The sequence below is a fragment of the Mucilaginibacter sp. 320_HR genome (assembly GCF_059691875.1).
Genome location: NZ_JCAWAI010000002.1, coordinates 306,205 through 321,795, shown reverse-complemented (window position 1 = coordinate 321,795; position 15,591 = coordinate 306,205). Strand labels below are relative to the sequence as shown.

General features: G+C 45.1%; 10 protein-coding genes. 5 read left to right on the top strand and 5 right to left on the bottom strand.

Annotation, left to right across the window (positions count from 1 at the left end; translation table 11 throughout):
* Nucleotides 1-228: 228 nt before the first annotated feature.
* On the bottom strand, nt 229-684 hold the full coding sequence (locus AC59GT_RS07005; RefSeq protein ID WP_497236961.1) for a DUF4268 domain-containing protein: 456 nt from the start codon (nt 682-684) through the stop codon (nt 229-231).
* 123 nt (nt 685-807) lie between these two features.
* Between AC59GT_RS07005 and AC59GT_RS07000 the strand changes: the two genes are divergently transcribed.
* Nucleotides 808-1,707 carry an SMP-30/gluconolactonase/LRE family protein gene (locus tag AC59GT_RS07000; RefSeq protein WP_497236960.1) on the top strand — a complete coding sequence of 300 codons (900 nt, stop codon included), beginning with the start codon at nt 808-810 and terminating at the stop codon, nt 1,705-1,707.
* 52 nt (nt 1,708-1,759) lie between these two features.
* Here the strand turns inward: AC59GT_RS07000 and AC59GT_RS06995 are convergent, their stop codons facing one another.
* The gene (locus AC59GT_RS06995; protein WP_497236959.1) at nt 1,760-4,333 is read right to left on the bottom strand and encodes a phosphoenolpyruvate carboxylase; all 2,574 of its coding nucleotides are present in this window, start codon (nt 4,331-4,333) and stop codon (nt 1,760-1,762) included.
* Between the two features lie 198 nt (nt 4,334-4,531).
* Between AC59GT_RS06995 and AC59GT_RS06990 the strand changes: the two genes are divergently transcribed.
* Nucleotides 4,532-6,682, top strand: coding sequence for an FUSC family protein (locus tag AC59GT_RS06990; RefSeq protein ID WP_497236958.1), 2,151 nt, complete (start codon nt 4,532-4,534; stop codon nt 6,680-6,682).
* A gap of 1 nt (nt 6,683) precedes the next feature.
* On the opposite strand, the gene AC59GT_RS06985 is transcribed toward AC59GT_RS06990, so the two are convergent.
* A complete protein-coding gene (locus AC59GT_RS06985) occupies nt 6,684-8,024 on the bottom strand; it encodes a PhoH family protein (RefSeq protein WP_497236957.1) in 1,341 nt (446 codons plus the stop codon).
* Between the two features lie 136 nt (nt 8,025-8,160).
* Here AC59GT_RS06985 and AC59GT_RS06980 point away from each other — a divergent pair, with 136 nt between their 5' ends.
* Nucleotides 8,161-11,220, top strand: coding sequence for a PAS domain-containing protein (locus tag AC59GT_RS06980; protein ID WP_497236956.1), 3,060 nt, complete (start codon nt 8,161-8,163; stop codon nt 11,218-11,220).
* 49 nt (nt 11,221-11,269) lie between these two features.
* Here AC59GT_RS06980 and AC59GT_RS06975 read toward each other — a convergent pair whose 3' ends face one another.
* Nucleotides 11,270-12,250: a phytanoyl-CoA dioxygenase family protein gene (locus AC59GT_RS06975; RefSeq protein WP_497236955.1), complete on the bottom strand. Its 981-nt coding sequence runs from the start codon at nt 12,248-12,250 to the stop codon at nt 11,270-11,272.
* Between the two features lie 128 nt (nt 12,251-12,378).
* Between AC59GT_RS06975 and AC59GT_RS06970 the strand changes: the two genes are divergently transcribed.
* Nucleotides 12,379-13,233 (top strand): helix-turn-helix domain-containing protein, encoded by an 855-nt coding sequence (locus AC59GT_RS06970; RefSeq protein ID WP_497236954.1) that lies wholly within the window; start codon nt 12,379-12,381, stop codon nt 13,231-13,233.
* Nucleotides 13,234-13,254: 21 nt separating this feature from the next.
* Here AC59GT_RS06970 and AC59GT_RS06965 read toward each other — a convergent pair whose 3' ends face one another.
* Nucleotides 13,255-14,607 (bottom strand): APC family permease, encoded by a 1,353-nt coding sequence (locus tag AC59GT_RS06965; RefSeq protein WP_497236953.1) that lies wholly within the window; start codon nt 14,605-14,607, stop codon nt 13,255-13,257.
* 432 nt (nt 14,608-15,039) lie between these two features.
* Here AC59GT_RS06965 and AC59GT_RS06960 point away from each other — a divergent pair, with 432 nt between their 5' ends.
* Nucleotides 15,040-15,462, top strand: coding sequence for a secondary thiamine-phosphate synthase enzyme YjbQ (locus AC59GT_RS06960; RefSeq protein ID WP_497236952.1), 423 nt, complete (start codon nt 15,040-15,042; stop codon nt 15,460-15,462).
* Nucleotides 15,463-15,591: the final 129 nt, after the last annotated feature.

Sequence of the window (15,591 nt, the reverse complement as noted above, 5' to 3'; positions counted from 1 at the left end):
AAGTGTCCCGCTTTGAGAGCGGGACACCCGGGACACCTACAAACTGCAATTAACTATATAACAATTAGTTACATCAACAGAGCGGGACACCCCGGGACAGTACAAAAACTTTAACAATAATGGTATAAATTACTGTATAACAAAGCTATATACCTAAATTAAACAAATTTGATACAAATGGCGGGACAGTTAAAAACGAAGTCAAGCGGGACACCCTCAAACAATTTCCTACGCTTCAAATGCTGGTTTAGCATTGCTCCAAAAATCGTCCAGGGCAATCATCCGGGGTTTAAAGAAGGAGATGAGTTTTGGCCAGTCTTCCTTTTGGTAAATACTTACCGACTGTATTTCTGTAAAGATGCGCGTAACGGTTCTGCCAGAGTCATCCGAGGTATGGAGCACCCAGTCCCACTCCTCTTCCAGCGTATTATGCAGCAACGTCCTGAAATTTTTCAGTTCCTCAAAGTATAGCTCCTGCAACTCCGGGTCGGCGTGGTTTAGCTCTATCGCTACGCTTGCAAGCTTGTTATCAGCATCCATTTTGAACGCAATGTTGCGCACACCCGTTTTATAATTTATCCAGTTGATGCGTAGCCCCTCTGCAGACAACACAGGCCTCATATACTGCCCAAAGGTTGTCCAAAACTCCTGCCTTAATTGTGATGCCTGTTCTTTGCTGTACATATTTTCCAGTCACTGCGCTTTCCGGCTTAAACATAAAAAGAAATCAGCTTTACCGACTAATTTTTTCAAGATGCGCTCGAAAGATCTCAAAACTCTATTTTAGCAACATCTAATATGAAACCTATGAAGCAGTCCTCTTTGTTTTTGATAGCAGTTTGCTGCACGCTTTTTATAAGCAGTTACGCCAATGCGCAGAGCACCTACCTGTACGATACTACTGCTAAGCCGGTAATGATATCTAACCAGTTCGCGTTTACAGAAGGGCCTGCAGTTGATAAAAAGGGTAATGTTTTTTTTACCGATCAGCCAAATAACAAAATATGGAAGTATGACACAGATGGTAAGCTTTCCATATTTATGGACAGCGCCGGGCGTGGAAATGGCACTTACTTCGACAAAAAAGGAAATCTTATAGTTTGTGCAGATGAACACAATCAGCTGTGGCAGGTAGCACCTAATGGTAAGGTGAAGGTACTGATGGTTAACTACAAAGGCAAGTTGCTTAATGGCCCGAATGATCTTTGGGTGCACCCAAATGGCAATATCTACTTCACCGATCCGTATTACCAGCGCCCCTGGTGGACACGCACGCAGCCAGATCAGGATGGACAAAAAGTCTACTACTTACCAAAGGGCAAATCTGAAGCAGTTATGATAGATGCTGATTATAAGCGACCAAATGGCATCGTCGGTTCACCCGATGGTAAGCTGCTTTACGTGGCAGATATAGGCGACAATAAGATCTATAAATATGCTATCAACAAGGATGGCAGCCTCAGCGGTAAAGTAGTATTTATCAACAAAGGTGCAGACGGTATGACGCTGGACGAGCGAGGCAATTTGTACCTGGCGGGTAATGGAATCACGGTTTATAATCCTGAAGGGGTACAAATAGCCCATATTGACATTCCTGAGCCATGGAGCGCAAATGTTTGCTTTGGTGGTAAAAACAGGGATTTGCTCTTTATTACAGCCTCCAAAGCTATTTATACCCTAAAAATGAAGGTGAAGGGAGTTGAATAACATAACAGGCTCGACACTTATTATTGTGCCGAGCCTGTTACCCGGTTAAGTTCTACGCCAAATTTCTTCCCGCGTTTACAATGCCGTATACCGTGCGGATGATCAACTTATTGTAGATGCTCGTAAGCTCTTCGTCATGCTCTTTGTTGAGGCATTGCAAAGCATAATGCTGTACAATTACCAGCGGCAAAACAATACGCTCACGCAAAGCTATCGAGCGGCGTTCTACCGGCGATTCTTCCATCAGCATAGTGGTACCGGTCAGTTCCAGCAGCAATGCTTTTGTCAGTTCAAACTCGTCTTTCAGTCCTTTCCAAAATGCGCCAAACTTTTTGTCGTTAGCCAAATGAGCCGTAACCCTAAAGTCGGATTTGGACATGGACATCATGCAATTATCCAGCATGGTTTTAAAGAAACCTGAGTTTTGGTACAACTCGCAAACTTCTTTCCAATGTCCTTCATCCTTCATTTTCTTAAGCGCCGTCCCTACGCCATAAAAGCCAGGAATGCTTTGCTTAAGCTGGCTCCATGATGTTACAAAACTAATGGCACGTAAATCTTCCAATTTAAGCTTTGCAGACGCGTTACGTTTCATTGGCCTGCTGCTGATATTTGTCTGCGACAGCAGCTTTAACGGACTAAACTTCTCCAGGTACTCCATAAACAGCGGGTGGTGGCGCATAGCCATAAACAGCTTATGGCTTTCTTCGGCCATATCAGCTATTAAGGTCTTGTGCCGGTCGTCCAACAGGTCTTTATGGTTGGGGTGCAACGCTGATATAATACCTGCGTTGATAAGCTGCTCCGTATTAAAACGCGCAGTTTCGATAGAGCCATACTGCGAACTTACTGTTTGCCCTTGTATGGTAAGCTGTATATTATTATTGGCTATCTCGCTGCCCATAGATGCATAGAAACGGTGCGTTTTGCCACCGCCACGTGCAGGTGGGCCTCCCCTGCCATCAAAGAACGCCAGGTTGATACCGTACTTACGCGCCATGGCTGTGAGCTCTATCTTGGCTTTGTAGATAGACCAATTGGCCATTAAATAACCGCCATCCTTAGTACTGTCGCTAAAGCCAAGCATAATGGTTTGCTTGTTGCCGCGGTTCTTAAGGTGCTTTTTATAGAAAGGGTGATTGTACAAGGTCTCCATCACCCCGCTGGCATGTTTAAGATCGTTCACGGTCTCAAACAGCGGCATAAAATCAATAGTTAACTTATCTTTTTTCCAGCCGCTCCACAAGAAGAGGTCTATCAATTGCAGAATGTCTGTCGCCTGCTGACAGTTACTGATAATGAACCGCTGGCAGCCTTTTACGCCATTGCTCTTTTGTATCTGCTGCATCAGGCGAATGGTGTTCAGCGTGTCCTTGGTCATTTCATCCGCATCATCCGGGCAAACGAAGTCGGCTTCGGTAAAAGGCAGCACCTTTAACTTGGCAGCCTCATCCATTTCGGCGTATCCTTTTGGCACACCGGTATATATCTTGCGTGTGCCGTACTCAAACACATCCCGCAATATGCGGCTGTCCTGCCTTATGTCCAACGTAGCGAAGTAAGATCCAAAGAGTTTTACTTTTTGAATAAGGTTATCTACTACATCAACAAAAAGGCTGTCATGATCGGCCACCAGGGTTTCGCGGATGCTTACCAGCAAGGCTAGCATTTCCGGCTGCAGGTCCTTAGCGTTTTCCTGTGGATTGAACGCGTTATCATACAACATGGTTTCCAGCTTGCCGAGGTTATCGCCAAAGCCGCGGAAGGTGATACGGCGCTTCAGGTTGCGAAAATCGCGGTAGTAGCAGCGGAAGATTACCTGCCGTAGCAGAGACGAAACAGATTTGGTAGTCTCCGTAGTAACGTTTGGATTACCATCGCGATCGCCGCCCGGCCAAAAGCCCATCTCCAGTACCTGGTGGGCGTTATCTATCTCAAATTCTTCTTCCAGTTTACTTTGTATGCCGGAGAGCGCATGGTAAAATATATTCTCCAGGAACCATACCAGGCTAACCGCCTCATCTACCGGTGTTGGCGAAGTTTTGTTAAAGAAAGGCGTTTTACCCAGCTGCTGCAGCAGCACGTTTATGCTGGGGATATCATTTGTTTTCAACGCCTCTATCAGGTCTGTCATGATCCCCAGCACCGTACCCGGGTAAAACTGGGTAGGATGCGCGGTAAGCACCAGGCGGAGCGAAAAATCGTTAAGCTGTTTGCTGATGTCGCGCCGTGCCTGCTCGTTGGAGGTTGCCTGTTGCACCATGCTTTGCAAAGGGCCGGTATCGTCAGACCGGCCGAGGGTACCAAACGATGAATCTTCAATAGCATCAAATAATACCACTTGCCGCTCTATATATTGTATAAAACGGAACAGACGGTTTAGCTGCTCGCGGTGATCTATACCAGGAACATATTTCTCGAAAAACGACTCGATGATCTCCTTTGGCGACAGCTGGGTTGCAGCGCCCTTTTCGCAATGCGCGCTAAAGAACGGCAGCAAAATACCTATTTCCTTTACCTGGTAAAACGGCAGCGTTTGAAAGAGGCTGTTGTACAGGTCAAATCGGGTTACAACTTCGTGATTAAAGGTAGCTTCGCGCTGGCTGAGCCTTTGGGTTGATGGCATAACAAACAGTTTTGTAAAATACATACTCCAGTTACCCGGTATATGATGGCGTGAATTTAGGTATCTAAAACTAAATTATGTTAATATATGAATAATTAATAACAGATAACCCGTTTTAATGCAATAATGCTTATTACAACTCTTGCGCCTTTTATTTGTTTAAATTTGCAGCGTACTAAATTCATATAGATAAACTGCATGCAAAACCACAAACGGGAGATAACGAGCTTTTTTTACAGCCAGTATTTTTCGGACGGATTACGTATCTCGGCAGGGATATTAATACCGTCGTTAGTTGCTATGCAATTTGGCAAGTTTGATCTTGGGCTAACCCTCTCGCTGGGTGCACTTTGTATTTGCGCTATTGACAGCCCGGGCCCCGTATTGCACAAACGCAATGCTATGGCTGCCGGCAACCTGCTGTTGTTTTTGGTGGCGCTTATTACCGGTTACGCCAGGCTAAATGTGTTCACGCTGGGGCTGGAGATAACCTTACTCTCGTTTTTGTTCAGTATGCTGACTGTATATGGCAACAGGGCGGCGGCAGTAGGTACATCCTCTTTACTCATCATGATATTCATGATGGATAAGGCAATACCCCCGCCCCAACTCCCTGTATTTTGCCTGGAAATACTTGCCGGCGGTGTTTGGTATATGGTGTTCAGCCTGGTATTCTTTGGCATAAGGCCATACCGCGCCGCACAGCAAACCCTTGGCGAGAACGTGGCGGACGTTGCCCGTTTTCTGCGCATTAAAGCCGACTTTTATTTGCCTGACACCGATTTTGATGAGAACTACAAGCGCCTTGTGATTCAGCAAATATCGGTAAGTAACCACCAGGATGCCGTACGGGAGATGCTCTTTCAAAGCAGGCTGATGGTTAAAGAATCGACAGGTGCCAGCAGGATATTGGTTTTAACCTTTAACGATCTGGTAGATATGTTTGAGCAGATTATGGCTACACACTATGATTACCAGCACATTCGTGAGAAGTTTAAAGACACAGGCGTACTGGAAGAGATAGCCAGCTTTTTGCATGTAGTAGCGGACGATCTGGACAACATTGGCTACGCTGTACTCATCAATACCCGGCCGCGAAAATTGAGCAGCCTGAACGAACGGCTGGAGCAATTAAAAGTTAAGATAGATGCTGTAGGCGCTGATGACCGGGAGACCAGCAACCTTGTTCTGAAGAAGATCTTGATTAACCTGCGAGACGTCAGTAAGAGCATATCAAACATTTATAAATACTACCACTCAAAGGCTTCGGAACTGCTGATCAACAGCGACAAAGAGGTGGAGTATTCTAAATTTGTTACCCACCAGGATTTTGCACCGCACATATTTTGGGACAACATCAGTCTCAATTCCGCAACGTTTAAACACGCGTTGCGGGTAGCGCTGGTATGTTTAGTCGGTTTTGTCACGGCAAAAAATGTGTCGTTAGGTGGGCATAGCTACTGGGTACTGCTTACCATTATTGTAATCCTGAAACCGGGGTTCAGCCTGTCCAAACAGCGCAACTATCAAAGGCTTATTGGTACCATAGCAGGCGGCGTTATCGGTATACTCATCCTGAACTTTATACCTAATACCACGGTCCAGTTCGTCTTCTTTATTGTATTTATGGTAGGTACTTACAGCTTCCTGCGCCTCAATTATGTAGTGAGCGTTATCTTCATGACGCCATATGTACTTATCCTGTTCAAGTTTTTGGGTGTAGGTTTGATAGATGTTGCGCAGGAGCGTATTGTGGATACCATAATAGGATCTACCATCGCCTTTCTCGCCAGCTACCTTATTTTCCCTACATGGGAGTTCCAGTTGGTGCAGGAAAACCTTAAAGCGGTGATTAACGCCAATACAAATTACCTGCGTAAGGTTCGGGACAGTCTTAGCGGTGAAATGGTTGAGCTTACCGAATATAAGCTGGCCCGCAAAGATGTATTTGTACACTCAGCCAACTTGTCGGCAACGTTCGAGCGGATGACCTCGGAGCCTAAAAGCAAGCAGATACATATAAAAGACATTCACAAGTTTGTTGTGCTGAGCCACATTCTCGCATCTTATACTGCAAACATAGCATCTGCACTGATACGCACAGGCAGGCAAAAGCCGCATGCTGAAATGTTAAAGCTTGTTAAAAGAAGCATTGCCGTATTAAAGGAAACAAGCAAGAAATTAAGCGGTGAAGAACCAGCGCCGACCATACAAAAACCTGCTCCGCCAAAATCACCGGAGACGCCTGTACCGCTTTCCATTGACGATGAGCTCATGAAAGAACAGCTTGGCTTCATCAACAAAATAGCCGTCGATATTTCCAAAGTGACAGAAAATATCCTTCGTTAATCTACAGCAGCTCAGTTGCAAGGTTAGCCAGTTCGCTCCTCTCCCCTTTTTGCAGGGTAATATGCGCGTACAATGGATGACCCTTAGCTTTGTCAATAAGGTAGGATAATCCGTTACTTTCCGCATCCAGGTACGGCGTATCTATCTGGTAAATGTCGCCTGTGAACACAAATTTGCTGTTTTCACCCGCACGGGAGATGATGGTTTTCACCTCATGTGGTGTAAGGTTCTGTGCTTCGTCGACAATAAAGAATATCTTGCTCAGCGTACGCCCGCGTATGAAGGCCAGCGGTGTGATGGATATCTTGTCGTTGGTTACCAGCTCGTCTATCTTTGCGCGCATCTTTTCGTCGTCGGCAAACTGGTCTTTAATAAACTTAAGGTTGTCCCATATCGGTGCCATATACGGGTCGATCTTTGACTTTACATCACCCGGTAAAAAGCCGATGTCTTTATTGCTCAGCGGCACTATGGGCCGGGTAACAAATATCTGGCGATAGTACTTGCGTTGTTCCAGCGCGCTGGCCAGGGCAAGCAGCGTTTTGCCGGTACCGGCATTTCCCTGGATAGTAACCAGCTTTATATCCGGATGCAGCAGCGCATGTATCGCCAGCGCTTGCTCGGTATTACGCGGATGAATGTTAAGCACAGGTTGCTCTGTTACCTTTTCTACCTGCTTTGTAGTTGCGTTGTAAAAGCCGGTTGCGCCGTTACCGTTTTTGCTGTTGAGTATATAAAAGTGATTCCCTGCATTTGGTTTAATGCTGAATTCCTCGGCCGGCAAGCTGTCGCTCTTGTTCAGCTTACCCAGCAGCTTTTCGGTTACTTTACTAAGTACGGTTTTACCACTGTAGAGCTCATCAAGGTTTTTTACTTTACCTGTTTCATAGTCCTCGGCATGAATATTCAGGGCTTTCGCCTTTAGTCGCAGGCAAATATCCTTGGAGACAAGAATGACCTTTTTATCAGGGTGCTCGAACTGTACGCCCAGCGCCGCATTCAATATCCGGTGATCTATCTTTTCGGAACCAAAAACAGCTTCAGCATCAGCGCTGGCGTTCTTTACGTCCATTATAACCTTAAAGCTGCCTTTGGTTTTTCCGTCAAGTGGAGTCCACTGGTTGATAAGCGAGTTTTGAGAAAACCTGTCCATCAGTCTGATAAAGCTGCGCGCTTCAAAGTTCCTGGTGTCGTTACCGCTCTTCATATTATCCAATTCTTCCAGCACCTGAATAGGTATGGCAACATCGTGTTCCTGAAAGTTCTCGAAGGCATTATGATCGTACAGAATCACAGATGTATCCAGCACGAATATCTTTTTCTTCCCATCCTTGTTCATCATAAGCTAAAGTAGCTATTTTGATTTGAAACAAGCAGGCACTGCAACAAACACATTTTTTTGTACCGGCAAACTTTTTATTAATCAAGTTGTATTGGTTTAGTATCCTTGCACTCTGAAGAAGCTATCTAAACGTCTGATGCAGCCGAATTTTACTAACGACCTTAATCCGGAAGAACTTTTAATTTTCAAGAACTTACCGCAAAACATTCTTTTGCTATCTCCGGACTTGATAATTATAGAGGCAAGCGATGCTTACCTTACTACTACGCACAAGACCCGAACAGATATGAGCGGACAGCATCTGTTTGATGTATTCCCCACCTATGCACAATGGCTGCCAAACATTGATCAGGGTATTGAACAATCTCTCCGTAAAGTGATCAGCACCGGTGAAGCACATGAGTTGCCTGTCACACGGTTTGACACACCGGAAACTGTGGGAGCTGCCAGCTTAAAAGAGCGATATTGGAAAACAACCAATAAACCCGTTAAAGGTGCCAACGGGAACCTTAAGTATATCATCCATCTTACAAAAGAGGTTACAGAGCAGGTGCTGCGTGAAAACAGATTGAAGGACGCGCTTGAAGATGAGCATAAGTCTGCAATAAAGGCGAAGGTTCTAGCCGAGCAGATGGAGCGCCTTTTTCACGATATACCTGCACAAATAGCAATTTTTCGCGGAGAGGATATGGTTTTTGATTATGTAAATCCTCAGTATCAGCAGGAGTTGTTTCCGGGGAGAGACATACTAGGCCTGCCTTTACTGGCTGCTTTACCCGAACTGAATAATCAACCTATAATAGACGTTTTACATCAAGTTTACTCGACGGGTGAACCCCACATCGAAAATGAACTTTACGTGCCATTGGCAGCTTATAAAGGCGGCAAACTGATAGACCATTATTTCAATAGTGTCTACCAGCCACTTAGGAACGACAAAGGCGAAATAGATGCGCTGCTTAGCTTTAAATACGAAATTACAGAACATGTACTCGCCAGGAAAACCCTGGAGTTAAACGAGCAGAAGTTATCCGAAGCGAACGAACAACTTAAGGCTGCTTACGGGGAACTACAAGCAATCCACGAAGAGCTACAGGCATCAAATGAGGAACTTACCTCAACCAACGAAGATCTGCAAAAAGCGCAGTACAGCTTACGAGAACTAAACACCCAGCTTGAAGACCGTGTTGCCGAACGTACAAAACAACTGGAAGAAAGCATAGAAGAGCAGCAGGGTTTAAATGAAGAAATAAGAGCCGCCAATGAAGAGATGCTGGCTGCCAATGAAGAACTTGCGGCAACAAACGAAGAACTTAATATAACGCAGCAGCACCTCCGCGAAACATTAGCCGGTTTAACAGCAACCCAGCAACGGCTTAGCAACCTGGTTAACGATGCTACTATAGGTATTATACTGGTTACGGGAAAAGACTTTAAGGTTGACGTAGTAAATAAAATTTACGGCAATCTCATTGGTCGGACAACCGATGAACTGCAGGGCAAGGCGCTGTTTAGCATTATCCCGGAAGCCGAAGCAACCTTCCGCCCTATAATTGAACGCGTGCGCGATAGCGGTGAAACCCTTTACCTGTATGACCAGCCTTATTTTGTATACAACGACGACAAAACAATAGAAGGCTTTTTAAACCTGGCTTACCAACCCTATCACGAAACTGATGGTACAGTAACCGGTGTTATGGTGCTATGCCAGGACGTGACTGAGCAGGTAGAAGCCCGGCGCAAACTTGAGCAAAGTGAAGAGCGGTTCCGTTTTATGCTGAACGCTATACCACAGCAGGTTTGGACCGCAAGGCCTGACGGCGCTCTTGATTATGTAAATGATGTAGTTGCAAACGATTTCGGCTTTGCGGGGCACGAAGTTGTTGGCTATGGCTGGCAGCAATTTATCCATCCCGATGATTTGCCTGGATGTATGCATGCATGGCGAGCCGCACTTACAACAGAGTCGCCATACTTAACCGAGTTTCGCTTAAAAATGAAGGATGGCAGCTACATTTGGCACCTGGCCAGGGCGGTACCATTCCGGGAAAACGGCGTAGTTACATTATGGCTAGGAACAAACACCAACATTGACCTGCAGAAAGCTAATGAGCATAAAAAGGATGAGTTTTTATCCATTGCCAGTCACGAGCTAAAAACGCCGCTAACCAGCATTAAAGCTTTTAATCAGCTGATGCAGCGCACAAAAGATCCCGAAAAGTTGAATGGATTTATTGGCAAATCGGCTGACCATATTTTTCGATTGGAAAAACTAATATGTGATTTGCTGGACGTAACCCGCATAAACGCCGGCAAAATGACCTACGAGTTGCAACCATTTAATTTTACCCAAATGCTGTCCGACTCGATAGAAAGTGTGCAGTTAAAAGCAGATAACCATCAGATAATACTGGAAAGTGCAGATGAGCTTACTTACACGGGCGACAGGCTCAGGCTGGAACAGGTGATGAACAACTTTTTAACCAACGCTGTTAAATACTCACCAAACGGTGGGCGTATCCTTATCAACTCCAGGGTGCAGGACAATGGCGTGGTAGTGTCCGTTGAAGACTTTGGTATTGGAATAGACGAAGAACACCTGGACAAACTTTTCGACCGTTATTACCGCGTAGATAACACCGCTATGCGTTTTGAGGGCCTTGGTTTGGGCCTGTTCATCTCCTCGGAAATATTAAAACGCCACCATGGCACCTTTTGGATAGAAAGCCGTCAAGGACAGGGCACCACCTTCTTCTTCCGCCTTCCATTGCAGAATGACGAACCTGTAGAAATAATTGATCAGGATGATGTGTTTTACAAGGATAAAACCATTACCGTAACTTACAACGAAGCAGCCAGGCGGTTGGATGTAGACTGGACGGGATTTCAGGACCTGGAAAGCGTAAAGGCTGGCGGAATGCGTATGCTGCGCATGTTAAAACATAATAAAGTGAGCAGGGTACTTAACGATAATACTCACGTTATTGGTAATTGGTCTGAGGCATCTGACTGGGCAGCTCAGGAATGGTTTCCGATGATGGAGGCAGCCGGGCTACGGTATTTTGCATGGATCTACTCGCCCAGCGCGTTCGCCAGGCTTGCTGCGGAAAAAAGTGCGGATGTAAGTATAGGCAATGTTACTGTACAATTCTTTACAGATTACCACGACGCCGAAAGGTGGATAAATGAAGTATAACTAAAGGGAAGCGTTATTCCTTCCCTTTAGTTGTTTTACTTATCGGCATTTACCACTTGCGTACGCCCAGCAACTTCTCCCCGAGTTCGGTAAGCTCAGCTACCGGGTTTTTCTTTTCGCGTTCGAGCGGATCGCCGGGGAACGCATAACCCTGCATAGCTTCGCGGCTTTTCCAGCTATTTATACGCCAGTTAACAAGGTCCTCGTCATCCTCTTGAGCTGGCATCATAGCAATATACTGTGCAATACGCACTTTATTACCGCTTGTATTTGCACGTATGCCGTGTGGCAGCAAGCTATTAAAAATCAACAGATCACCAGCCTCCAGTTTAACCTTCACCAATTCAAAACCGGTAGTATCGGGTTTGTAATGGTCGCGGTCTGCAGGTTGTGTAAGCTTCCAGGTGTCGTATGTGCGGTATAATTCAGGCATGCACTGAAAGCCCCCCATAGCTTCATCAGTCTGGTCGGCCAGTGCCAATACGCCTTGCACGTTTTGCGGCTTTGTTTCCGGATCATAATCCCAATGGATAAAGCCTTTATACTCAAACCCTGGCCGCAGTGGAAAATTAAGATTGGCACGGTCTATCGTAACCCAAAGCTTTTCCGTACCCCATACATCAGCAAAGGATTGATGAACTTTCGGTGTTTGGCGGTTGTCCCACATGAGTTGATGATTATATATCTCAACCATGCCCGTATTATTTAATTCAGCCATCTGCATTTGTGCGTTTGGCCGTTTATACCAGGTGTTAATATTATTGGCATCTTTATCTTCATATTCCCATAAATAAGCCGCAAGCTTTTCTGCCTGTTCGCGAGGTACGGCGTTCTTTATTATTACGTAACCATTTTCTATCCAAAACTTCCAGTCATCTTCACTTAACACGTGTAGTGGCTTTCCGGAACTGCGGTCATTAAGATTAAGCGTGCTTGATTTTGCAGTAGACGGATTGCCGGGTATTTCCTTATGGGCATTTTTCGGTCCGGCGGCCATTGTCATTGTCGCCATTGTTTTTTGCTCAGTCATAATGTTTAATGTGGTTTGTGATACAAATGTAAAGCTGGCCTTACCCTTCAATATTCTTTACAATGACAGAAACTTGCTCTGTATTGACCAATATTCTATCTTTAACTGGAGATTGTAATCAATAATAGATGAACGAAATACAGTTAGAAAAAGTAGACTTCGAACCGGGCAAGTCATTCAAGCTGTTTTCTCCGCGGCTGAGAAATACTTTTTTATGGCATTACCACCCTGAGTTTGAACTGGTGTATGTTGAAGCGGATGCCGGCATAAGGCACGTGGGAGCACACATCTCCAGCTATACGCAAAGCGACCTGGTGCTAATTGGCAGTAACATCCCGCACCTCAATTTTGATTATCGCCTGCGCAGCGATTACCACCAGATAGTTGTTCAGCTACGGGAAAATTTTTTGGGCAAAGCTATTGGTACGGCACCGGAAATGGCACTTATAGATCAGCTGTTTAAAAAAGCCAAAGGGGGAATAGCATTTTACGGTGAAACGAGGGCAACCATAGCTTCCCGGCTGAAAAACCTAAAGGAGATGAACTCATTTGAGCAGTTAATAGAGCTCGTGCGTATATTCAATGTGCTAGCAAAATCAAACGAGTACCTAATATTAAATGAAGATGATATCAGCATGCAATTTTTCCTGAAGGACAAGATCAGGATGGGTGCGATATACGAGTATATAGATGCTAATTACAACCGCAAGCCGGACGTGAATATGGTGGCAGCTAAGGTAAACCTCACAACAGCTGCTTTCTGCCGGTATTTTAAACGGCAGACCAAGATGACCTTTACCGACTTTGTGAACCAGTACCGTATAGATATTGCTAAAAACCTGTTGATGCAAGACAAGAACATTACGGAAACCTGCTACGATGTTGGCTTTGAAAGCCTCTCTTATTTTAATAAGCTATTCAAGAAATTGGTTGGAGTAAACCCATCAAACTTCAGGAAGAATATTCGTCAGCAGGTAAGCTAAATAACTTTATGCTAAGAGTTTTTATTCCGCAATGTTTTTAGGTTGATAAGGCCATTCCTGGTTCATCTTTGCTTTTACAAAGTAGACTACCGTGCCTGCAGCTATAGCTATCAATCCGCCGGCCACCATGTGCAACCCTGTAGAGATGAGTATACCCAGCCAAATGAGAACGGCAAGTATTACCGGAACGGGAAAGAATGGCATCTTATAAGGAAACAGACTTGTTTTTCGGGACTTACGTAGCAACAGCAAACCAATTGCCTGCGCTATAAACTGCACTAGTATACGCATGGCCAATATAGCGCTGATCACATCGCTTAGCTTGAAGAGCAGGCTAAAAACAAATGCTATGGCACCTAACACCAATAAGGAGACATAAGGGAAATTGCCTTTAGGGTGCAATTTGGCAAATACCTTAAAAAAAGCACCGTCGGCAGCTGCAGCATATGGTATACGGCTATAACCAAGAGTTGCCGAAAATACCGAGGAAAAAGCAACAAGTAAAATTAAACAGGTAACAACCTTTGCAGCGGTGTCACCGGCCAGGTACTGCATAAACTCACTTATCACAAACTTGCTATCTTTTGCCTGCTGCCATGGTATAACGCTTACCACGCTGATGTTCATCAACAGGTATAATAGTGCTATGCCTGCTATGGATAAGAACATGCTGCGCGGAATGTTCTTAGAAGGATTGATGATCTCGCCGCCCAAATGGCACACGTTATAATAACCCAAATAGCTGTAAACGCTTTTGACACTGGCAAAACCTATAGCTGCAACAAAGGCGTAATTAACTTTTAAACCATCATTAATGTGTTTAATTGGCGCCATAAAGTTGCCGTGGGCTATGCCGCCGCCTATTATCCAGAACATGGTCACCAGCACCCCTACCCAAAGCACAACACTTATTTTCCCGATGGATTCTATTCTTCGGTATAGCAAGGCAACAATAGCCACAACTACCCCTCCGCTCATCAGTTTAGATTCCCATCCGGTAAGTGGCGTCAGAAAAGAAAAGTAGTAAGAAAACCCAATTGCTGCCGAAGCTATAACCAGCGGTGCCTGTATCATAGTTTGCCAAACGAACAGAAAGCTCATGAGCCTGCCCAGCTTTGTTTTGCCGTAAGTTTCTTTTAAAAAATTGTATGAGCCGCCGGCCATCGGGAAAGCGGCACCAAGCTCGCTCCAAACCATGGCATCAATAAAGGAAAGAATAGCGCCGGCCAGCCAGGCGTACAAGAACCAGGGGCCGTTCATCATGCCTATTACCATAGGCAAGGTAATGAAGGGGCCTATGCCTACCATATCGGTCATGTTTATGGCTGTTGCCTGTGCAAGCCCCAGGCGGCGCGCGAGTGATTTTTCAGCCATAGTTTATGCTGCAAAAATAAAGTAATTAGCTAATCTGAGTTAATTATAGCAGTCAGTTTTATGTAATACTCTTCAGAAATTTTAAGCTCTCAAGATTTGCAAATAAACAATAAGCCATAGGATACAAGGTTCGTAACCTCCATAGCAATTATAGTTGCCCTAAAAGTCAAAAATTTATTTTCATCCGGGTGTATCAGTTACACCAAAACGTCCGTCATGGTACTTAAACAGCCGGTTTCTGTCCATAAGTTAAGTGGTGGGCAGAGCGCGCCTGGCCGGGCGTATCAACGTAAGTTAAGTGAGTGAATTTGAAATACTGGTTGGTCGGCTGTTTTCTTAAGTATTCCACCCGGATGTTGGATCTATAAAAGGTAATTGTACTCGTTACGGGGTGAAACACCAACTTCTTTGCTCTAAGTTTGTTCCTGTATCATGAACATCTATCAAAACAGTATTTCTCTAAGGGCACGCAGGCGTGGTTTTCACGTTATTACATCAGAAGTAGTTTCGGCAATTCCGCAGTTAGGACAAATCACTGCTGGTATATGCCAGGTTTTTATTCAGCATACCTCTGCCTCGCTTTGCATTAACGAAAATGCTGACCCTACGGTACGGCAGGATTTTGAAATGTACTTTAATAAAGCAGTACCGGAAAATGATCCGGATTACCTGCACAACTATGAAGGCCCGGATGACATGCCGGCCCATTTAAAAGCTGCAGTGCTTGGCAGTTCGGTTACCATACCGATACGCAATGGCCGGCTTGCACTGGGTACATGGCAGGGCGTTTACCTGTGCGAACACCGTGATCATGGCGGCGAGCGGCGGCTCGTAATTACCGCTTGGGGAGCTTAGCTAAAGAGGTTTAATGCACTACATTTAACAAGTGTAAGCAGCAGCTTTCTTCCTTGTCTATGTTTCGGCACACTGATTTAGTCGCTAAAAGCATGCTCCTTCGTCGCTATTACCCCCTGATTAATAATG